Annotated in this window: 20 protein-coding genes and 1 pseudogene; 10 read left to right on the plus strand and 11 right to left on the minus strand. The window is 62.5% G+C overall.

Translation table 11 applies throughout. From position 1 onward, the window contains the following. The first annotated feature begins 2 nt into the window (after positions 1-2). From G7067_RS02420 to pknB, 5 genes are all read left to right on the plus strand, one after another. Positions 3-1253 carry a Stp1/IreP family PP2C-type Ser/Thr phosphatase gene (locus tag G7067_RS02420; RefSeq protein ID WP_205881181.1) on the plus strand — a complete coding sequence of 417 codons (1251 nt, stop codon included), beginning with the start codon at positions 3-5 and terminating at the stop codon, positions 1251-1253. After that, complete coding sequence (locus tag G7067_RS02425) at positions 1246-2649, plus strand: FtsW/RodA/SpoVE family cell cycle protein (RefSeq protein ID WP_166321693.1); 1404 nt, start codon at positions 1246-1248, stop codon at positions 2647-2649. The genes G7067_RS02420 and G7067_RS02425 overlap by 8 nt, the downstream gene beginning before the upstream one ends. Beyond that, positions 2646-4133: a peptidoglycan D,D-transpeptidase FtsI family protein gene (locus G7067_RS02430; protein ID WP_166321695.1), complete on the plus strand. Its 1488-nt coding sequence runs from the start codon at positions 2646-2648 to the stop codon at positions 4131-4133. The genes G7067_RS02425 and G7067_RS02430 overlap by 4 nt, the downstream gene beginning before the upstream one ends. After that, on the plus strand, positions 4130-5905 hold the full coding sequence (locus G7067_RS02435; RefSeq protein WP_166321697.1) for a protein kinase domain-containing protein: 1776 nt from the start codon (positions 4130-4132) through the stop codon (positions 5903-5905). Before G7067_RS02430 ends, G7067_RS02435 begins: the two co-directional genes overlap by 4 nt. A gap of 77 nt (positions 5906-5982) precedes the next feature. Further along, positions 5983-7713 (plus strand): Stk1 family PASTA domain-containing Ser/Thr kinase, encoded by a 1731-nt coding sequence (pknB, locus tag G7067_RS02440; RefSeq protein ID WP_166321699.1) that lies wholly within the window; start codon positions 5983-5985, stop codon positions 7711-7713. Positions 7714-7738: 25 nt separating this feature from the next. Here the strand turns inward: pknB and G7067_RS02445 are convergent. The 3 genes and pseudogenes from G7067_RS02445 to G7067_RS02455 form a co-directional block, all read right to left on the minus strand. Then, a pseudogene (locus G7067_RS02445) lies at positions 7739-8379 on the minus strand (anthranilate synthase component II). Next, positions 8376-8534: a hypothetical protein gene (locus tag G7067_RS02450; RefSeq protein WP_166321701.1), complete on the minus strand. Its 159-nt coding sequence runs from the start codon at positions 8532-8534 to the stop codon at positions 8376-8378. Before G7067_RS02450 ends, G7067_RS02445 begins: the two are co-directional and overlap by 4 nt. Beyond that, entirely contained in the window at positions 8534-9319 is a 786-nt protein-coding gene (locus G7067_RS02455; RefSeq protein ID WP_166321703.1) for a class E sortase, read from the minus strand. The genes G7067_RS02450 and G7067_RS02455 overlap by 1 nt, the downstream gene beginning before the upstream one ends. Before the next feature lie 58 nt (positions 9320-9377). On the opposite strand from G7067_RS02455, the gene G7067_RS02460 reads away from it, so the two are divergent. Continuing rightward, positions 9378-9653, plus strand: a complete 276-nt coding sequence (locus G7067_RS02460) for a cell division protein CrgA (RefSeq protein ID WP_166321705.1) — start codon at positions 9378-9380, stop codon at positions 9651-9653. A gap of 192 nt (positions 9654-9845) precedes the next feature. Here G7067_RS02460 and G7067_RS02465 read toward each other — a convergent pair whose 3' ends face one another. Continuing rightward, positions 9846-10790, minus strand: a complete 945-nt coding sequence (locus tag G7067_RS02465; protein ID WP_244301207.1) for a rhomboid family intramembrane serine protease — start codon at positions 10788-10790, stop codon at positions 9846-9848. Positions 10791-10796: 6 nt separating this feature from the next. Beyond that, entirely contained in the window at positions 10797-11306 is a 510-nt protein-coding gene (locus G7067_RS02470; RefSeq protein WP_166321707.1) for a peptidylprolyl isomerase, read from the minus strand. Positions 11307-11462: 156 nt separating this feature from the next. Here G7067_RS02470 and G7067_RS02475 point away from each other — a divergent pair, with 156 nt between their 5' ends. Next, entirely contained in the window at positions 11463-11966 is a 504-nt protein-coding gene (locus tag G7067_RS02475) for a DUF5324 family protein (RefSeq protein WP_166321709.1), read from the plus strand. Positions 11967-12009: 43 nt separating this feature from the next. Here G7067_RS02475 and G7067_RS02480 read toward each other — a convergent pair whose 3' ends face one another. The 5 genes from G7067_RS02480 to G7067_RS02500 form a co-directional block, all read right to left on the minus strand. Beyond that, positions 12010-12507 carry an NUDIX hydrolase gene (locus G7067_RS02480; RefSeq protein WP_166321711.1) on the minus strand — a complete coding sequence of 166 codons (498 nt, stop codon included), beginning with the start codon at positions 12505-12507 and terminating at the stop codon, positions 12010-12012. A 56-nt stretch (positions 12508-12563) separates the two neighbouring features. After that, positions 12564-13586: an alpha/beta hydrolase gene (locus G7067_RS02485; protein ID WP_166321713.1), complete on the minus strand. Its 1023-nt coding sequence runs from the start codon at positions 13584-13586 to the stop codon at positions 12564-12566. Positions 13587-13864: 278 nt separating this feature from the next. Next, on the minus strand, positions 13865-14761 hold the full coding sequence (locus tag G7067_RS02490) for a DUF4097 family beta strand repeat-containing protein (protein ID WP_166321715.1): 897 nt from the start codon (positions 14759-14761) through the stop codon (positions 13865-13867). Continuing rightward, on the minus strand, positions 14758-15459 hold the full coding sequence (locus G7067_RS02495) for a LuxR C-terminal-related transcriptional regulator (protein WP_166321717.1): 702 nt from the start codon (positions 15457-15459) through the stop codon (positions 14758-14760). The genes G7067_RS02490 and G7067_RS02495 overlap by 4 nt, the downstream gene beginning before the upstream one ends. Beyond that, positions 15447-16748, minus strand: a complete 1302-nt coding sequence (locus G7067_RS02500; protein WP_166321719.1) for a sensor histidine kinase — start codon at positions 16746-16748, stop codon at positions 15447-15449. The genes G7067_RS02495 and G7067_RS02500 overlap by 13 nt, the downstream gene beginning before the upstream one ends. Before the next feature lie 163 nt (positions 16749-16911). On the opposite strand from G7067_RS02500, the gene G7067_RS02505 reads away from it, so the two are divergent. Further along, positions 16912-18213 (plus strand): sodium:proton exchanger, encoded by a 1302-nt coding sequence (locus G7067_RS02505; RefSeq protein WP_166321721.1) that lies wholly within the window; start codon positions 16912-16914, stop codon positions 18211-18213. A 5-nt stretch (positions 18214-18218) separates the two neighbouring features. Then, positions 18219-18905, plus strand: coding sequence for a metal-dependent transcriptional regulator (locus G7067_RS02510; protein ID WP_166321723.1), 687 nt, complete (start codon positions 18219-18221; stop codon positions 18903-18905). 437 nt (positions 18906-19342) lie between these two features. Here G7067_RS02510 and G7067_RS02515 read toward each other — a convergent pair whose 3' ends face one another. Beyond that, on the minus strand, positions 19343-19606 hold the full coding sequence (locus tag G7067_RS02515) for a hypothetical protein (protein ID WP_166321725.1): 264 nt from the start codon (positions 19604-19606) through the stop codon (positions 19343-19345). A gap of 206 nt (positions 19607-19812) precedes the next feature. On the opposite strand from G7067_RS02515, the gene G7067_RS02520 reads away from it, so the two are divergent. Next, positions 19813-20322: a putative immunity protein gene (locus G7067_RS02520; RefSeq protein WP_166321727.1), complete on the plus strand. Its 510-nt coding sequence runs from the start codon at positions 19813-19815 to the stop codon at positions 20320-20322. Positions 20323-20405: the final 83 nt, after the last annotated feature.

The raw sequence follows: 20405 nt of genomic DNA on the forward strand, positions 1-20405 counted from the left end.
GCGTGTCGGTCGGCTATGAGAGTGCCATCGGCTCCCATGTCGGGATGGTGCGCTCCAATAATCAGGACTCCGCCTATGCGGGAGACCACCTCTTTCTTGTCGCTGACGGCATGGGCGGTCACGCGGGCGGCGATGTCGCCTCTGCTCTAGCCAGCAAAGCCCTCGCCTCACTCGACATGGAACCCGAGGGCACCGCTGAATCGAATGTAGCCGTGCTGCGCAAGGCCGTGCTCGAAGCGAATACAAAGATCCGCGAAACGGTGGGAGATCGACCAGAGCTGTCGGGCATGGGAACCACGTTTACGGGTTTCCTCACAGTGGGCGACAAGCTTGCACTCGCCCATATCGGTGATTCGCGTCTCTACCTGTTTCGCAACAATACGCTCAGCCAGATCACCCGCGACCACACCTTCGTGCAGCGGCTCGTTGACAGCGGAAAAATCACCGAGGAAGAAGCGAAGACCCACCCGCGCCGCTCCGTATTGATGCGCGTGCTCGGAGATGTCGATTCCTCCCCAGACATCGACACCGAGGTACTCACCACACGCCCGGGCGATGTCTGGCTGCTCTGCTCTGATGGTCTTTGCGGTTACGTCGAAGACGTCGATATTGAGAAGATTCTGCGACGCCGCCTCTCACTCCAGAGCGCGGTTGATGCGCTGATCGACAAGAGCCTCGCTCACGGCGCTCCCGACAATGTCACAGTCGTGCTCGTTGAGACGACTGCAGAAGCTCAGCCGATCCTGGAACCGAACCCCCGCTTCGCGGGATCCGCCGCGAATGCGCCCTCGCCGCGCGACGGCGAGGTCACCACTGCCCGCACCCGGCTACTCAACCGCCGTCGTCCAGTGCGGAAGCCACCGCAGGTTGAAGAGAGCCACTTTGAGCCACGGGTCGATGAATACCTCGCCGAGCTGATCGCCGAGACCAAGCGTCGAAATCGCCGCCGCCGCCTGCTCTGGCTGTTCGGGGTGCTCGCTGTACTGGTCGCGATCGGCGGCGCGCTGCTCTTTGGCTACCAGTGGACTCAGAGCCGATACTTTGTGGGAACCGACGGTGATACCGTGATTATCTACCGCGGTGTGCAGCAGGATCTCGGGTCTATCTCCCTGCACTCGGTGGCGGAAGACACCGGTATCACCCTCGACAAGTTGGACGGGCTCGAGCGACGCCAAGTTGAGCGCACCCTCGGTGCCGGCTCTCTTGAGGAAGCACGCGAGATCGTGTTGAGAATAGGGAGCGGTGATGACTGAGCCCCAGACCACTGAGCCCCGCACCTTCGAAAAGACTCGCACCAGCGAAACGGTGTTGCAGCGAATTACGGCACTGCGTGCTCCTCGCAAACTGCTCGGCCTCGAGCTCTCGCTACTGCTATTCGCACTCGTGGTGGGAATCGCTGCCGTTATCAGTGTCGACCTCACCGTAGTCGGCACAGTCACGACGAACCTGCTCGTGCCCAGCATCATCTTCACGGCGGCGCTCCTTTCTTTACACCTCACTGTTCGCAAGGTCGCACCTGATGCGGATCCGCTCATCATGCCGATCGCGGCATTCTTGAACGTGGTCGGCGTCGCAATGATCTACCGGATCGACCTGTCCCGTGGGCATTTCGGCTGGGAGGCGACCTCTGTGAAACAGCTGATTTGGTCGGCTGTTGCTCTTGTCGGCGCCATCCTCGTGCTGGTGCTGATCCGAAATCACATGGTGCTGTTCCGCTACACCTACATCACCGGTTTCGCCGCGGTTATCCTACTTGTCCTGCCCATGGTGCCCGGGCTCGGTCGCGAACAGAGCGGCGCACACGTTTGGGTCGAGATCGGCCCGATTTCGTTCCAGCCGGGTGAGCTCGCAAAGATCCTGCTCGCGATTTTCTTCGCAGGCTATCTCGTGCGTAACCGTGATTCACTCGCGATGGTGGGCAAAAAGGTGCTCGGGATCCGCTTCCCGCGTGCCCGGGATCTCGGTCCGCTGCTCGTCTTCTGGCTCGCTGCGATGGCGGTGCTCGTGTTCCAGCGCGACCTCGGTACCTCGGTGCTGTATTTCGGCTTGTTCCTCGCGATGATCTACCTCGCAACCGGACGCATCGGATGGATCGTCATTGGCGGTGGGCTGTTCCTCGTGGGCGGCTTGATCGCGAGCCAGACCCTCGATTACGTGGGTAACCGCTTTGCAAACTGGCTCGACCCGTTCGCAGATCCCTACTACGCCAGCCATCAGATGCTGCAGGGTCTCTTCGGAATGGCGAACGGTGGCATGACGGGCACGGGTCTCGGCCAGGGATACCCCGGCGATACGCCGCTCGCCCAGAGCGACTACATCATCCCGAGTCTCGCCGAAGAAATCGGTCTGATTGGCATCTTTGTGATCCTCGCCGCGTACCTGCTGCTCGTGGGCCGGGGCCTGCGCATCGGTTTCGCGGGTCAGGATGACTTTGGCAAACTGCTCGCCTCAGGCCTAGCGTTCACACTCGCGTTTCAGGTGTTCATCGTTGTTGGCGGCGTCACGCGCGTGATTCCCCTCACCGGCTTGACCACACCATTCTTGGCGGCGGGCGGATCATCGCTCGTGTCGAACTGGATCATCATTGCGCTGCTCCTACTGTTATCAAACTCGGTGCGCAACCGACCGAAGCTGGTGATTCGATCATGAACAAACCACTCAGAGTGATGACCCGCGCCATCTTCGTGATGTTCATCGCGCTCTTTTTCGCGCTCACCATGATCCAGTTCGTGACCGCCGATGAACTCCGTGCGAGCGAGTTCAATAATCGTACGCTCAAGAACAGCTACAAGGTAGAGCGCGGTTCGATCCTCGTTGGCGGGGATCCGATCGCGTACTCGACGCCGACCGGTGACGAGTTTCGCTACATGCGCCAGTTCACCGATGGAGCGCTCTACGCTCCCCTCACAGGCTACTTCTCACACAGCCAGGGCAAGACGGGTCTTGAGTCCGCCATGAACCAGGATCTCGCGGGGATCGGCAATGCGCAGTTCTTTACCCGCATCATGAACACCATCAACGGCGTCGCGCCGCAGGGCAGCTCTATCGAAACCACGATCGACCCAGCGGTGCAGGCCGCAGCCTACAACGCAATGGTCGAGAACGGCTTTGAAGGCGCTGTCGTCGCTATCGAACCCGCAACGGGCAAGATCCTTGCGCTCGTTTCGACGCCCAGCTTCGATCCAAATGTGCTCGCCACCAACGACGTTGACAAGTTCTACGAGGCCTACCGCCCGCTGCAAGAGGATCCGAACCGCCCGCTCGAAAACCGAGCGATCGCGGGCGATCTCTACCACCCTGGATCGGTCTACAAGCTGCTCGTCGCCGCGGCCGCCATAGAAAACGGCGATGCGACCGCCACAACCGAGTTCGACAACCCTGCGCAGCTCACCCTGCCGCAGTCGACCGCGATCATGCAGAACGCCTCCCGCACCACCTGTGGCCCGGGTGCCAAGGTGTCGCTTGAGCGTGCCGTGGCACTCTCCTGCAACATTCCGATCGCGGAGCTCGCGATGAGCATGAACCGTGACGCGGTGCCGAAGATGGCCCACGACTTCGGTTTTGAGCAGGAAATCGAGATCCCGCTCAAGGTCACACCGAGCATCTCACCCGTGCCGGCGGATCAGGCCCAGGTCGCACTGTCTTCAATCGGCCAGCTCGATGTCCGCTCAACTCCGCTGCAAATGGCGATGGTGTCTGCGGGGATCGCGAACGGCGGCATCGTGATGAAGCCGCAACTCGTGGAGCAGGTCATCACTCCGGATCTTCGGGTTGAGAAGGAATTTCCGCCGGAAGAGTTCAGCAGGCCCATTTCCAAGAAGACGGCCGATGCAGTGGCAGGAATCATGGAACTTGGCGTCACCGACCCCGAAGGCCTCGCGCAAAATGCGGGGATCCCAGGAGTGCGCGTTGCCGGGAAGACCGGCACAGCAGAGAATGGTGTGGACGCTGACGGAAACGATCTCCCCTTCACCCTGTGGTTCACAGGGTTCGCGCCGGTCGATAATCCTAAAGTTGCGGTAGCGGTTGTTATCGCAAACGGCGGCGGAGCAGCTTTTGAAAATCAGGGAGGATCGTTCGACCTCCCCACAGCAGTCGGAAAACAAGTAATGGAAGCGGTGTTGAGCGAATGAGACCAGCTGCAGGGATCACATTCGGCGGACGCTACGAGCTCAGCTCGAGAATCGCCGTCGGTGGCATGGGCGAGGTGTGGAAGGCAACAGATAGCATTATCGGCCGCTCAGTTGCCATCAAGATCCTCAAAGACGAGTACATGGGGGACCCCGGTTTCCTCGAACGCTTCCGCGCCGAGGCCCGCCACGCCGCGCTCGTCAACCACGAGGGCATCGCAAACGTCTTCGATTACGGCGAGGAACAAGGATCCGCCTACATCGTGATGGAGCTCGTGCCCGGCGAACCTCTCTCTTCGATTATTGAGCGTGAGGGCAGACTGCCGGCCAACCGCGTGCTCGGGATCGTGGCGCAGACAGCTACGTCTCTGCAGGCTGCCCACGATGCCGGCCTTGTACACCGCGATATCAAGCCGGGTAACCTGCTGATCACGCCCGAAGGGCGCGTCAAGATCACCGACTTCGGGATCGCACGGATTGCCGACCAGGTACCGCTCACCGCGACCGGCCAGGTGATGGGTACGGTGCAGTACCTCGCACCCGAGCAGGCGAGCGGTCACACCGCAACCGCAACGACCGACATTTACTCCCTCGGTATCGTTTCCTACGAGTGCCTTGCGGGTAAGCGCCCCTTCACTGGTGAGTCGCAGGTCGCGATTGCGATGGCCCAGATCAACGACACCCCGCCGGATCTGCCAGCCGATGTTCCCGAGCCCGTGCGTAACCTGGTGTACGCCTGCCTTGCGAAGGATGCGGCTGGGCGTCCCCAGACGGCTGCGAAACTCGCCCAAGCCGCCGCCGCCCTGCATCGCGGCAACGTGCAGCTCGCAGCAAGCTACGTACCCCAGGTGCTCGGAGAAGAAGCGCCGGCGACGACCGCGCTGCCGCAGGCCACGCAGGTGATGGATGCAGCCACCACCGCGCTGCCACGCACCACGGCGCTCCCCTCCACGGAAGCCGAATCGCTGATTGCGGACCAAGCCGAACTTGAGGATGGCGAGGAGAAAAAGAAGCGGAGTCGCTGGACCTGGCCACTGATCACACTCGCCGCTCTCCTCCTCATCATTGGCGGCGGCACCGCCTACGCCATTTTGAGCAACAACGGCGACGACAAACCGAAGACCACGAGCAGCACAACAACGAAGCCGAAGACCACGAAGCCGACAACAACCGCCGCGCCGACGACGGCGGCCATTGATGAGAGCGCGCTGCTCGGCATGAACGTCGACGAGGCGGTCGCCTACCTGCAGGGCCAGGGCTTCACCAATGTGGTTGCGCAAGAGGGCAACACCGCCCCTGACGACCAGGTTGGCCTTGTCACCGCGGTGAACCCGAAGGGCACCAAGGTGCCGTTTGATGAACGGATCACCGTCACCTACAACATCGGATTCGGGCAGGTCGGGCAGCCAGCGGCACCCAGTGCGAGCCCGAATACGATCAACACGGGATCGACCACGTCCTCAGTGAGCTGGCCTGTCGCCACCTGCCCCACCGGGCTTAGGGTGCAGGCGTACAACGTCTTCGTATCTGGTGACGGATCCGCGCCCGGCTCAGTTTCAAGCCCCAGCGTGACCGTCACCGCGAACACGCTTGCGGCCGGTGGCCCCGACGGCCAGATCACCTTCAACTACTCGGTGACCTGTGGTGATGGCTCCTCGGTGACCCGCACTTCGGATCCGTCCCCTACGATCACAATCTCGGTCAAGGCGCCTCCCGCTCCAAACGGCGGCGGGGGCGGTAATGGTGGCGGCGGCAACGAGAATCCCACCGGCTAAACTCCCCGCAACCGACACGCCAATCAGCTGAGCCCACAGGGAGCAGCCCTCATCAACACCTAAACTGGAGAGAAGCTATGAGCACGGAAGAGGTGACTATGCCCGGTACGTCAGATGGCGAGGAGCAGCGAATCCTCGCCGGACGCTACGCGATCGGGGAGTTCATCGGCCAGGGTGGCATGGCAACCGTGTACCGTGGCACCGACACGAAGCTCGGTCGCCAGGTTGCGATCAAGGTGATGAAGGCCGACCTTGCGGGGGACGATCAGTTCAGGTCCAGGTTCCGCCAGGAAGCACAGTCAGCCTCGCGCATGGCGCATCCCACCGTAGTACGGGTGTTTGATGCCGGAGACGATCTCATTCAGACCGCCGAAGGTCCCAAGCGTCTGCCCTTCATCGTCATGGAGTACGTCGAGGGTCAGAATCTTCGCCAGCTACTCTCCGAGGGCAGTCTCTCGCAAACAGAAGCCTGCCGCGTCGTCGATTCCGTGCTCACCGCGCTCGAATACTCCCACCGTGCCGGGATAGTGCATCGCGACATCAAGCCGGCGAACATTATGGTCACCAAGAGTGGCCAGGTGAAGGTGATGGACTTCGGGATCGCCCGCGCCGTCTCCGAGACTTCGTCGACGCTCCAACAGACCACGGCGATTCTTGGCACAGCCGCCTACTTCTCGCCCGAGCAGGCGAAAGGCGAGTCAATTGATGCCCGTACCGACCTTTACTCAACCGCGGTGCTGCTGTACGAACTTCTCACCGGAGACGTGCCGTTCCGTGGTGACACTGCGGTGGCCGTTGCTTACCAACATGTAAGTGAGCGGCCTAAACCGCCAAGTGAGCGCAAGAAGGATGTTCCGCCTGAACTTGACCGTGTGGTGCTGTATGGGCTCGCAAAGGATCGGGCGAGGCGTTTTCAATCCGCTTCTGAGTTCCGTGAGGCACTGCGCCTCGCCTCAAATGGCGAAATGCCGAAGCTCTCTTTGCAGACGCAGCAGGACACAGTGCTCTTTTCTGGCGGCGAAGAGGTTTCGGAGTCAGACCTCGCGCTTCGCCAACTTGCCGAAGGCGGGGGCGGATCCCGCACGCAGAGCAGACCTCCCGTAATGTGGACGTGGGCTGCGATCCTCACCATCGGTGCGGTCATTATTGCCGTGATTTTCTGGCTTGTTACGCTCGCTCCCAAGCAGTTCCTACCTGATACCGCTCGCGAGTTGCCATCGCTCGTCGATATGGAGCGTAGCGAAGCCATTGCTGCACTGCAGGGCCTCGATTTGACTCCGCTCACGATCGAGCAAACCCATGAGACGGTGCCGAGCGGGAAGGTCATTTCTACGGATCCCGAGGCAGGTACTGTATTGGAGCCGGGTGACCGAGTGACCCTGTACATTTCGACCGGTCCAGAATCAGCAAAGGTGCCTGAGATTGGGCGCATGTCGATCCAGGAGTACACGGACCGCATCGAAGACCTCGGCCTTACGGTCAGTCTGGTCACCAAAGTCGACAACCCAATTGAGCCGGAGGGACGGGTGCTTTCGGTGTCGCCGGAGGCCGGTACCCTACTCGAATCGGGTGAAGGCGTGGAGATCACGGTCTCCAGCGGTCACATCGTCGTCCCAGACGTGGTGGGGCAACCGCAAGAGGTTGCCCGCACGATGCTCGACGGCCTTGGTCTAAAGATCAATTTCAACCCTCAGACGGTCGCAGCTACGGGCTGTGTGGTGCAGGGCGGCTACCCCATTATCTCGCAGTCGATCGCGGGGCAGCAGCCGCAAGCAGCGACGCTCGACCTCGCGTACTGTTCGGGTTAGAGTCCCGCCTTACCAAGCCTGCAGACTACCGATCGTTGGTGAGCAGGGGTGTGAGTGAGGCCGCAACCTCGGCGGCGTTCGTAAGCCCCGTTACCCGCAACCAATTGCCTAGCTGCTGGTAACCCCCTCGGTGAGAACCGACTCGGGGTGATACTGAACACCATAGATCGGAAGCTCTCGGTGGCGAATCGCCATGACGATTCCGCTCGCCGTCTCGGCAGTGATGGTGAGCGTTTCGGGCAATGTATCGCGCACCACAGCGAGCGAGTGGTACCTTGTGGCGTTGAACTCCGAGGTGACGCCCTGAAAAAAGGTATCCCCCGTGTGGCGCACTCGCGATACCTTGCCGTGCATCAGCTCGTCAGCGTGGGTCACGACACCACCAAGCACCTCGGCGATCACCTGGTGTCCGAGGCACACACCGAGTACGGGTACGCCGGTGCGGAGGGCGATCCCGACCATCGCTATGGAGATGCCTGCGTCAGCGGGTGTCCCGGGTCCAGGAGAAATGAGCACACCATCAACTTCGGCAACCAGCCTCTCGAGCTCGCCAGCGGTGACCTCATCATTGCGGATCACCCTGGTGCTCGCGCCGAGCTGCTGCAGATACCCATTCAGGGTGTACACGAAGCTGTCGTAGTTGTCGATGACCAGAATGTTCGTCATGAACCCACCGTAGATTCCTCCGGGGGAAACTGCAGGGCAACCCACGGGTAAATGTAGGTGATGACCGCGTACACGACGGCAGCCAACACGATCAGGAGCACGATCACCCGAAGCCATGCGGGGCCCGGGAAGAATCGCCACACGAGTGAGAACATTACTCAGAGTCTCCTCTCGAGGCTTGGGTAGCACCCATCGTCGGGTTCAGTTCAAGGAGTTCGGCTGGCGGACCAGCACTACGCGGCTGAAAGTCTTCGTACACCGAGTAAGCGATCGCCCGCTCGGCACTGCCGGCCCATTTGGGGTGGCACGTCGTGAGTGTCAGGATCCGATCCTCCCCCGGTGTTCCGTCAAGTCGGGGGAACGGATTGAGCACGTCCGTCTCGTCGGGAAGTACGTACTCGATGTCGCGGAAGCGGTACGTGTACCAGCCGTCCGCGGTCTCTACGAACAGGGGATCGCCAACCCGCAAATTCATGACCTCGCGGAAAGCGTTGATCAGCGGTCCGGACCGATGACCGGCAAGCGCGAAGTTTCCGAACTCACCGGGCAACTGGGTGGTTGGGTAGTGGCCGACGCCCTTCTCATCGAGATTCAACACCGTCTCCCAACCGACACCCTCGGCGACACGGTTGGCGTAAGTCGTACCGAAGGCCGGCACATGCAACACCGCAAATACGTCCGGCTCAGCTGGCTGTGCAGTCACGGGGACCGTGCCGTCCCACGGCGCCGCCGCCGGTGCCGCCTGATCCCACACGGCTGACTCTTCAGCCGAAAGTTCCGTCTGCTTCATTGTCACCGTGACGCCGGTGTGCCAAGGTTGCCACACGATGTATCCGAGCACGCCCAGGCCCCCGAGCAGCAACAGCTCGCCAATAACAGTGAGCGGGCTCAGCCGGGCACGTCGGCGCCGTGTTCGAGATCCCGCGTGAGTGTGAACCATTTGTTTATTGTAAGGTGCGCATGCTGAGTTCAGGCTCGATCCGGGTAGACTCTTACGCATGGCAGCAGCAGCAAAAGATGTGAGTAAGCGCAAGGCAGCAGAGGTCTCTCTGAGCAAGGAGGAGGCCGCGGCGGCGCGCAAGAACGCTCCGAACCCAGTGTGGTTCAAGCCCGTCATGTTCGGGTTTATGCTTCTTGGGCTCATTTGGATCGTGCTCTACTACGTCACGAGCACCGGATTGGGCCTGCCGATCCCCCAACTTGGCCAAGCCAACATCTTTGTAGGCTTTGGCCTCGTGCTTGTCGGGTTCTTGATGACTCCGTGGTGGAAGTAACCCTCCACACCCTTCACACGGGATAAATCACACCGGTGTAATTCCTCCCCAGATGGGGATAAGCCTGTGGATAACTTTATCCACCCGCTCGCCGGTTGAGCGACGAACGCACGTGAGGAGTCGAAACCAAGGGAAACGTCACCTTGATTTCGACTCCTCGCTATACTCCTCGCTCAATCGGCGGGATGTCGCCTAAGCCCCGAAGATGTTCGGCATCACGACCAGGTAGGCGCAGGAGAGCGCCACCAAAATCACTCCGAGCGACACCAGCGAGACGATCCGACGATTCTTCTTGCGCGGGCCACGAGCGCCGAGCATCAGCCACATGGTGAAGGCACCCACGATCATCCCGCCGAGGTGGGCCTGCCAGGAAATGGATACACCCGGGAGAAACCCGATCCCGAGGTTGATTGCGATAAGCACTGCCAGCGAGGTGACATTGATGTTCGCCGCTTTGAACGCCACGAGCGTCGCTCCGAGGATGCCAAAAATGGCACCCGATGCGCCAACGGTCGGCGTCCCGATCGTGCCGGGGACAACATAGGCCCAAAACATCACGCCGAGGGACCCACCCACACCCGCGAAGAGATACAGAACCAAGAACTGCATGTGGCCGATCATGGTCTCGAGGTTTCGGCCGAACATCCACAGCGCCAACATGTTAAATAGAAGGTGCAGCGGCGTTCCCGGGGAGTGGGTGAACATGACGGTGAACATGCGCCACGGCTCAAAGCTGGCATTGGTGAAAACATCACCGGGAGCCGAGTGCACTGGAGCGTACCACAGCGCCAACGTCACCTCGTCGGCGCCAAAGTAGTGGCTGAGCGACTGCGCGATGAACACCAGCACGCACAGCGCCATGATCCCGTAGGTGACGGGCGTCTCGAGCGCCTTGATACGCCTGCCCGTCACCCGCATCGAACGCGAGGCTTGCTTCGCCGCGCTCGGCTGCGTCTGTTTCACGCAGTCGGTGCAGAGCACTCCCACCGGAGACGTGACCTGACATCTACCGCAGATCGTCCGCCCGCAGCGCTGGCACAGCGTAAAGCTGTGCTCAGTGGGGTGGCGATAGCAGACGTCATTCGGCCCAAACTCGACTCGTTCGCCGAAGGCCGGCCCCTGTCCGTTCGCCACCATCGCCCCTTAGGCCGCGACGACGTCGACGCCGGTGATCACGACGTCTTCGACGGGACGATCTGCTCCAGCGGTCTGCACCGCCGAGATCGCGTCGACGACGGCCTTGGACTCATCGTTCGCAACCTCGCCAAAGATCGTGTGCTTGCCATTCAGCCAATCGGGGGCGATCGTGGTGATGAAGAACTGCGAACCGTTGGTGCCCGCAAGGCGGCCGGTCAGGTCGGGACGCTTGCCCGCGTTGGCCATGGCGAGCTGATACGGCTTGTCGAAGACGAGTTCGGGGTGGATTTCGTCGTCGAAGGTGTAGCCGGGGCCGCCGGTGCCGGTGCCGGTGGGGTCACCGCCTTGAATCATGAAGTTCGGGATGATCCGGTGGAAGATCACGCCATCGTAAAACCCCTTCTCGGCAAGATCAACAAAGTTCTTGACGGTCTTGGGAGCATGGTCGCCAAAGAGGTTGATGACGATGTCGCCGTGGTTGGTGTGAACGGTTGCTACTGCAGTGTGAAGAGTCATGATCCCTAGTCTAGATGTGACGACTGACATAGCGGCGTGAGAGTCTATGTCAAGCCCCCGCTCGTTCCACGGACAAACCCAGCCCCTACGGTGTAGCGTGGAGGGGGTAAGCGTTGTCACCCGAGTCAACGCCTCGCCAAGGTAGGAGGACCACCTATGAAACTCTCACGTAAGCGCCGCCGCGAACTCCGCCAGCTGCGCGGTCACGCCCAGGAACTGCTCGATCACCAGCGCCTCGTTCTGGGCCAGGCCGGTGAGGTCCTGCAGGAAGCGGGTCGCCAGGCGAGAAAGCTAAACGACGAGCACCTCGCACCGAGAGTCGAAGAGACGTATGAGGCAGTGCGCCCAACCGTGGATCGTGGCGTCGAGTCAGCCCGTCGCGTCGCACACACGGTGCGTCGCGCAACCACGCCGTTCGTGGCGAGTGCCCTCGCAAGCACCATTCATAAGCTCGATCAGCTTGAGCAGCGTGATGCCGCAAAGCAGATCCGCGGATTCGGCGAGCGTACGGGCTACCTGCAGCCCGCGAAGAAGAAGCGCACTGCCGGTGGTGTCATCGCATTGACCCTCGGGATCGCAGCCGCCGCGGGCGTCGGGTACGCGCTGTGGCAGGCCTTCCGCACAGACGACGAGCTCTGGGTCGCCCCCGAAAACGAGTAGCGCTCCCCTCGCCGATTGCGCGGGCGGTACCCTCCGCCGGTGTTTACTTGCGAGGCTTGTTGCTCTGCTTTGAACCGCCCTGTTTCGTTCCCGACTTGCCGCGGGGCTTCCCGGGCTGGCGCTGGCCGATCCCAGCCATCCGCATGCCGGTCTGCACGAGCGAAAGCGTGCGGAGCGCGCGAATCTCCCGGATCGGCACCCAACGAGCTTCGTCTGAAGATCCGCCGACTTCATGTTGCAGCGGGCCATCTTTCACCGTCGCGCGGTAGACGATCCTGATCGTGTGCAGTTCGGGATCCTGATCCTGAGGCACCTCTTCGCGCACCATGACACGGGAATCCACCCCGATCAGCTTGCCGACGCGAGCCTCGAGACCGGTCTCCTCAAGCACTTCCCGGACCACGGTATCGCGCGGATCCTCGCCGCTCTCAATGCCACCGCCTGGAAGTGTCCAGCCGTGCAGATGACCGCGTCGCCAGTGGGTGAGCAGGAGCTTGCCCCGCCGTTCCACTACCGCGTAGGCGGCCACTCGAAGATCCATGTTCAGAGCCTATCCTGTCAGGCCCGGACAGGAGCCCCGCCGCGTCGCACTCAGAGTTATGCGTTGTGCCGAGTGGCGGCCTGCCAGCCGATCAGCCACCGCTCCAGTTGCGCATACGCTTCGGCTCGTGGTTCCGGCGATGAAAGAAACACGTCGTGCAGCGCTCCATCGATCCGGCACACGGTGACGCAGTCGCCCAGGCGCAGCGCCGCCTCCGCGATCGTGCCGACGTCCAATACCGTGTCCGCTCGCGTCATGTCTTCGCTCCATTTCAGAGCGAGCACGGACCGCTTCGAGAGGAGCACCGCGACAGGGGCATCGATACTGAGCCCCTCACTCACCCGAGCGTGCCCCAGCAACACGGCACGCATCCAGCCGTTGAGCGCCGCGTGTGCCCGTTCGGGGCGCCACTGCAGGTTAATTGTGTTGAGCTCCTGCGGCGAACACGTCTGTTGCTGGGCGCGCATGTAAAACCCGAGATCAGCCTGCAGCGCGAGATCGTGTGGACTGAATTTCGCACGCAGGTTGAAGATCGGAGCGACCACCTGCCGGACAGTGCCGGTGAGCTGGAACTCCAGCCAGGGGCTATTCAGGATCAGCGCATCCGCGTATCCCGGGTGCTTGTGCGCCCACAGGCTCAGCACGAGCCCCCCGGTTGAGTGCCCAAGCAACACCAGCTTTCTGCGTGTTGCGGCGGGATCCTGGCTCTCGCGTATTTCGTTGATTGCAAGTTCAATCTCAACGCGGTATTCGTCGAGATCCTCGATGTACCCGGGAGTCTGGCCCTCGCGGAGGCTGCGCCCGTACTTGCGCAGATCCAGGGCGAAAAAACGCGCGCCCCTGCTCGTCCAGAACTCGGCAAGTTGCCGTTGGAAGAAGTAATCGGACCAGCCGTGCACGTAGAGCACGTCAACGTCTTCGAGGCTTCGTTCGCGGCCGAGGATCCGCTCCCACAGCCCCCGCGGGGTGGGGAGTGCGCGCACCAGTGCCGCGACGAGCGGACCCTCACTATCGCTCCCGAGTTCAAGGTCGGTGCATTCAAACCCCGCCCCAAGCACATCTTCACGCCACACGGTCATGCGGCCATTCTATTGGGGCGTTGCGGCCGGGATCCCGCACCCTCGGGACCCCCGGGGCCCCAATACCCTCAGCACCCCGGCCCCCGCACCCCAATACCCCCCGCACCCACCCGCATCCTCGCTCAAATAGGTCGCTGTGTGCGCAGTTCGTTCTTAACGACGCGCATAAGAACCATCTGCGCACACACGGGCGGGGTGTGCGGCGCGGGATCGCGACGCGACGCGGGGCGTGCGGGGGCGGGCGGGGGCGAAGCGCGGGATCGTGGCGGATCCCCGCGCTACTTGCCCTGGCGGAGCGTGATGTCTCCGGCCGAAACCCGCGCACTCACCAGGTTGCGGGACTGAGAGTCGGTGCGCAGTTGATTGTCGATGTCGCCCATAGTGGCCTTCGCCTCCACGCGATACGCGGCATTGGGGAGCGTGAGATCAAGGGTTCCGGCGCTCACCTCAACATCGACGTCGCTCGGGGCGGAGCCGGTGAGCGACACCCGCGCGGTGCCAGCAGACACACTCAAATCCACCTCGCTCACATCGGCAAGATCTGCGGTGAAGTCACCCGCACCCATATCCAGGCCGAGGGCGCGCGCGGATCCCGTCACCGTCATGTCCCCCGCCCCGACCTCAAAATCGAGTTCCCCGAAGGCGCCCTCTGCCTCGAAGGTTCCCGCGCCGAGCTTCGCATCAACGTCGATGAGGCGATCCTGAAGCTCAAGCGGGAGCGTAAGGGTCACGGTCTGCTCACGATTACACGAGCCAAAGAAACAGAACCCGAAGACACCTCTGGGGCCATCAACCCTGAGTTCATCACCGTCACGGCTCATGTTCCACTGCGCGCTGCGCGGGCCGACTGCCTCAAGCGTTGCCTCGCCGACGTCCGCGAATGCGAGCGTGACATCGGCCGCGCTCGCATTGATCTTGAGCGCCGTGATTCCTCGGGTTTCCTGCCCCGCAACGGTAGACACCGCCCCCGAAGTTCCGAGCCCGAGGCCTACCACCCCAGACGCGGCAGAGGTACCCACTGCGAGAAGAGCGACCGCGCCAATGATGGAGGTGGCGACGAGGATCGGGCGGGCAGCCGCCGAGCGGGTGGGGGTGCTAGCCGGGTCTTGGGTGGCCGCACCGTCTGCTTGGGGCGCCTGTGCTGCTTGGGGCGTCGTTCCGTCGTTCGTGGTCATGATGCGGATCCTGTCTGTGTGGAATCAATCGGGCTCGGCCCAGCCGGGCCGCCCGTGCTTTCGATGTGGGCGATGGCGGCAAGAACGCGGCGGTTCCCCGACTCATCGGCCTCGAAGCCGAGCTTCTGAAAAATTGAGGTGATGTGCTTTTCGACGCTCGCTTCTGAGAGGAACAGCATCGCTGCAATCGCCTGGTTTGAGCGGCCCTCCGCGATCGCGGCGAGCACCGTGCGCTCACGCGGCGTGAGGCTGTCCATGCGGTCGTCGCGGCCGCGACGGGTGAGCAGCTGCGCGACCACCTCGGGATCGAGCACGGTCGCACCCTGGGTGATCCGCTCGAGAGAATCGACGAAGTCGGTGACATCAGCGACGCGATCCTTCAAGAGATACCCAAAAGCCCCGCCCTTGGCCGCGATCAGATCACTCGCGTAGCGTTCCTCGACGTACTGCGAAAGCACCAGCAGCGGGAGTTCGGGGAGCCGCTTGCGCAGCTCCAGGGCGAGCCGGATCCCCTCGTCGGTGAACGTCGGAGGAAGTCGAACATCCAAGATGCAGATGTCGGGCGGATCGGCGAGCACGGTGTCGATCACCTCGCTGGTGTCGGGCAACGCCGCGGACACGGTGTGGCCACTGTGTTCGAGCAGACGCACGAGCCCCTCGCGCAGCAGCACGGAATCTTCACAAATTAGGATGCGCACGGCACACTCACCTCCATTGCGGTTGGTCCACCCTGTGGGCTGTCGAGGCGGATCGTGCCCCCGGCAGCGAGCACGCGGTTCGAGATCCCGTCGAGTCCGCCACCCGGCAGCACCTGCGCACCGCCGATCCCGTCATCTTCAACTCGTGCCCAGAGGACTCTGTCTTCGCGCAGCCGGACCACCACGCGACACTCGCTCGCGCGGGAGTGCTTGGCCGCATTCGTCAGCGATTCTGCGATGGCGAAGTAAACGGCTGTTTCGGCCTCGCGGCTGCACCGGCCCTGGATCCGCACGTCGAGGTTCACAGGGATGTGGGAGCGCCCGGCGAGCGCGGAAAGCGCCGCATCGAGGCCACGATCGTCAAGCACCGAGGCGTGGATCCCGCGCGCAAGTTGACGCAGCTCGGTGATCGCCGCCTTGGTTGAGGTGTGTGCCTCGGCGATGAGCTGCTTGGCTGCCTCAGGATCCTCTTCAATCTGTTGCTGCGCGAGCCCGAGGGTCATGCCGACGGACACGAGCCGGGGCTGCACGCCGTCATGGAGGTCGCGCTCGATGCGGGTGCGCTCGACGTCTGCAGCGCGCACGGCCCCCTCGCGCTGGCGGGCCGAGGTCTGTACCTGCCTGGTGAGCTGGTCCTTCTGGGCGCCGGCCCGAGCAATTGCCACGGTGATCACGCGGTGCAACAGAACGAGGCCGAAAATGCCGGCGAGACAGAGCAGCGCACTCAGGATCAGTATCAAGTACGTGAAACCATCGGCTGCGTCTGGGCCGGTCAGCCCGATCCCGAACAGACCTCGAAGGCTCCCGACAACCGGGTTCGAGGCAAACATGCTGAACACCGACCACACGAAGCCCTGGAAACAGGCGAGCACGATGGTGCCACAGGTCGTCGCGAGCACAAAACTCGCGACCCCTCGCCACATCTGGCCGTCGATCGACTGCCGCGCGATCGTATGCAGATAGCCGCCGAATCCGGGGGCTTCACGGGGGAGCAACCTCACGCGGGGCGCTTCAAGCCGGTAGAGACCGGCGACGCGCTCAGCCTCAAACCACGCGATGCCGAAGAGGCTGTAGACGAGGCCGATGAGGAGCACGATCCCGAGCCCAAGCAAGAAGACCCCGCCAAGGCCCAGGCCCAGCAGCATGAACAGAATGCTGATCACAATCCAGCCGAAGAGGCCGAGGGCGCCGAGTTGCAAGGTCGTGATAGCGAGGCGCAGCGGTGGGCGCTTCGGGGAGGCCACCGTGCGCTGATCGGCGGCGGAAGCTTCGAGGTGAGGTGTTGTCATGCTTCTACGCTACGGCGCTGCTTGTCGCCTCGGCACCCCGGCACCCGGAAAGCTCGGTTCGGGTTTTCCCGAATTGTGTGGGTTGCCACACTTCCAGGTGTGCGTAGACACACCCGCGTGTGCGTAGCCAAGGTGGGAGATAGGAACTATCAGGAGGTTGACCATGCCCCGCACGCTCGTGCGCCGAATCATTCTGTGCGCCGCGCTGGCAGCACCTGCGCTCGTGCTTCGTTTCACAGGCATCGATGTTGCGCCCGTCGTCAACATGTTGCTCTTCGGCGCTGCGATCGTTGCGGCGGCGTTCTTGCTTGCCTGGGCCGCAGAGGCCGCGCAGAAAGACATCTCGGGTGCCCTCGCGATCGCGCTCCTTGCGCTCATCGCTGTGCTTCCCGAGTATGCGGTCGATCTCTACTACGCATTTCGCTCAGGATCCGATCCCGAGTTCCTGCACTACGCCGCGGCGAATATGACGGGATCCAATCGTCTCCTGCTGGGATTCGGGTGGCCGCTCGTCGCCCTTGTCGCGCTTCTCTTTGCTCGTCGCGCCGCTCGACGGGTCAGTCGACGGGGCAGAATTCGTTCCCCACGCTCGCTGGTTCTTCCCACCGCGAGCCGACTCGACATCGGTTTCTTGGCAATTCTCGCCGTCGTAGCGTTCGCAATCCCGCTCATGGGGAGCATTCCGCTGTGGTTCGGGATCGCGCTCATTCTGATGTTCGCGCTGTATCTCTGGCGCGCAGGCCGCACAGGCGGTGACGAGGAAGCTGAATTCGTGGGTGCCGCCGCACAGATTGCCGCGATGCCCGCTCGCATTCGTCGGATCACCGTGCTGGGACTCTTTCTCGGATCCGCGACCATCATCTTGCTCTCGGCAGAACCGTTTGCGGAAGCGCTCGTTGCCTCGGGCACTGTTCTCGGCATCGACAGCTATTTCTTGGTGCAGTGGCTCGCTCCCCTAGCTTCCGAGGCACCCGAGTTCATCATCGCCGTGATGTTTGCGGTTCGCGGTATGGGGGCAGCAGCGATCGGCACACTCATCGCTTCCAAGGTGAATCAGTGGAGCCTGCTCGTTGGCTCGCTCCCCCTCGCACATCTTGCCGGGGGCGGGCCCGCCTCTCTGCTGCTTGACGCGCGCCAGATCGAGGAGTTCACGCTGACCGCGACACAAACACTGCTCGGCGTTGCGATGATCGTGGCGCTTCGCTTTCACTGGGGGTCTGCGCTGGGGCTCGCATCGCTCTTCGCCCTGCAATTCGCCATCACCGACACGACCGGGCGCTACGTGCTCAGCGCGATCCAAGCAGTGCTCGCGATCGGCTATCTCGTCGCTCACCGGCGCACGATCCTGCCGGCCCTGCGTGCGCCGTTCCGAAGGCCTGCCGCACCGCAGCCCGTGGAGCTTGACCCGCCTGCCCCGCGCCTGCCCCCGCCCTCACCCGGTAGAGGCCCGGGCTGCCTAGAATGATAAAGATGTCACAGGCACCTGTCACCCGCATGGTTGAGGATTACCTCACCCTCATTTGGAAAGCCTACGAGTGGCCCGGCGGCGAGCCCACCACCACCGATATGGCGGCCCAGCTGGGCGTGACCGCTTCATCGGTATCCGCCAACCTGAAGAAGCTCGCCCGCGACGGCTTCATCGAATACGAGCCTTACGGTCGCATCACACTCACCGAGATCGGATCCCAACTCGCCATCGGCATCGTGCGACGGCACCGGATCATTGAAACCTATCTCGTGAAGCAACTTGGGCTGAGCTGGGACCAGGTGCATGACGAGGCGGATCAGCTCGAGCACGCGGTCTCTGAGGTGGTGCTCGCCCGCATGGACGAGGTGCTCGGCTGGCCAACCGAGGATCCCCACGGTGACCCGATCCCGCGGCTTGAGGGCGACACACCCGAACCCGACACGGTGCCTCTGCTGGATGCGCAGCGAAACGTCGCTTTGGAAGTGGCGCGGGTGTCTGACCGTTCACCCGACGTGCTTCGCTACCTCCACGCTCGCGGCGTCACTGTCGGCGCGAGACTCGAAGTTTTGGAGGTTGCGCTGGCTGTTGGCACCGTGTCTGTCGCGATTGGGTCTGAGGAGACCGGGGCCGGCCAGACCGACATTACCAGTGCGAGCGCTGCCGCGATACGGGTGAGGATCGCGCGCTAGTACCTGCGGTATCGGTGGTGTTCGCTGACACATGCGAGTTCTCAGGCGGCGCAGTCGTTGATCCCGTCGTTCGCGATGCCGGCATCGGTGACTATGAAGATTCGCACATCCTCGCCCCCGCGAAAGATGGAACCGTCGATGCTGACATCATCGTCTCTCGAGACTCGGATCTGCTAGGCGCGGCCCGGTTTGGAATGGGCAACTCATCCTGCCACCGCCCGAGTTCGTGCAGCATGCGATGTGATAGTTCTTGGAGCAGGGCACGAACCCGCCCCGCGTCCAACCGTTCGGATGTCATGCCCATGCCAGAGACCAACTCGTAAGCAAGATCCCGCGCCGCCGGAACGCCACCGTGCTGTCCGGTTCTACTTCTGCGCGGAAGATCTCTGGCACGGCCGGATACCAACGTGTCGCAAGGAACCTCGGCCTTCGCCCGATCAAGCAGAGTGCGATTGAGTCGGGTGGAGCCGCATCCCGACCGTAAGATCAGAGAACCGCACGGGTGCCCAGCAAGCGACGTCGTTCAACATGTATTCCAGATCGCTACGAAGCTCGTCGGCACTTTCGCCCGACGCGGCAATTGAACAAATCTCCGTCCAAGCTTCAAGAAGACCGTCATCGTCGAGAAAGACCTCACAGATCGAATACTCAACCTTTGCCTCGTCCTCCACGAAGACCGGCAGGTAGTGCCAGGTGCTCACGGTCCCCTCCTGGGAATCATTAATTCCGCGTCAGGACTTGACCCTACACGCGATGGTAAGAGTTAGCATTGGATCCCCAGGGCCTCAACTTCCTCAAACCGAGACAGAGGGTCGGCGGCGCCAATCGGGCGCCGCCTTCGCGTTGTCCACTGCGCCGCACTCCGAAACCAGCGAAAGATCGAAGAATCCCAAAGGAGAGGCACGTCATGATCCTTCCCACGGTCCGCGATTTACGACTCATCACGATCCGGCGCGGCGGTTCCCTGAGCGATGCGCATCATCAGCTTCTCGCCCGCTGGGCCGCATCCCGCGCGGAACACGTACTGCCACTGTTCGAAACTGAGCACCCCGACGACCAGCGACCCCGGCTCGCCGTAGAGGCCGCCCAGAGCTGGGCGTCCGGCGGGATGAAGATGATGCAGGCCCGAGCCGTCGGCGGTCACGCAATGGGTGCGGCCAGGCCCCTTCGCGGTGCAGCGCGTTTCGTCACATACGCGGCGGGACAGGCCGCGTGTGTGCCCCACGTCGCTAAACACGATTTGGGCGCAGCCGCCTACGCGATCAAAGCAGTACGCGCCGCGGTCTCACCCGCCGATGAAATCGAGGCTGGTGCTCGCGAGCAAGACTGGCAACGGCAACAACTTCCGAAGGAAGTGCGCGAACTCGTGCTCGAAGACCAGGCACGGCGCAACGACATCTGCTGGAGCGTCTTCTAGCAGAACCTTGGCTACGACTTGAACTGTGGATCCTGGGAGAATCGAACTCCCGACATTATGCTTGCCGCGCTCCGCACCGGTCA

The sequence above is a fragment of the Leucobacter insecticola genome (assembly GCF_011382965.1).
GTDB classification, from domain to species: domain Bacteria; phylum Actinomycetota; class Actinomycetes; order Actinomycetales; family Microbacteriaceae; genus Leucobacter; species Leucobacter insecticola.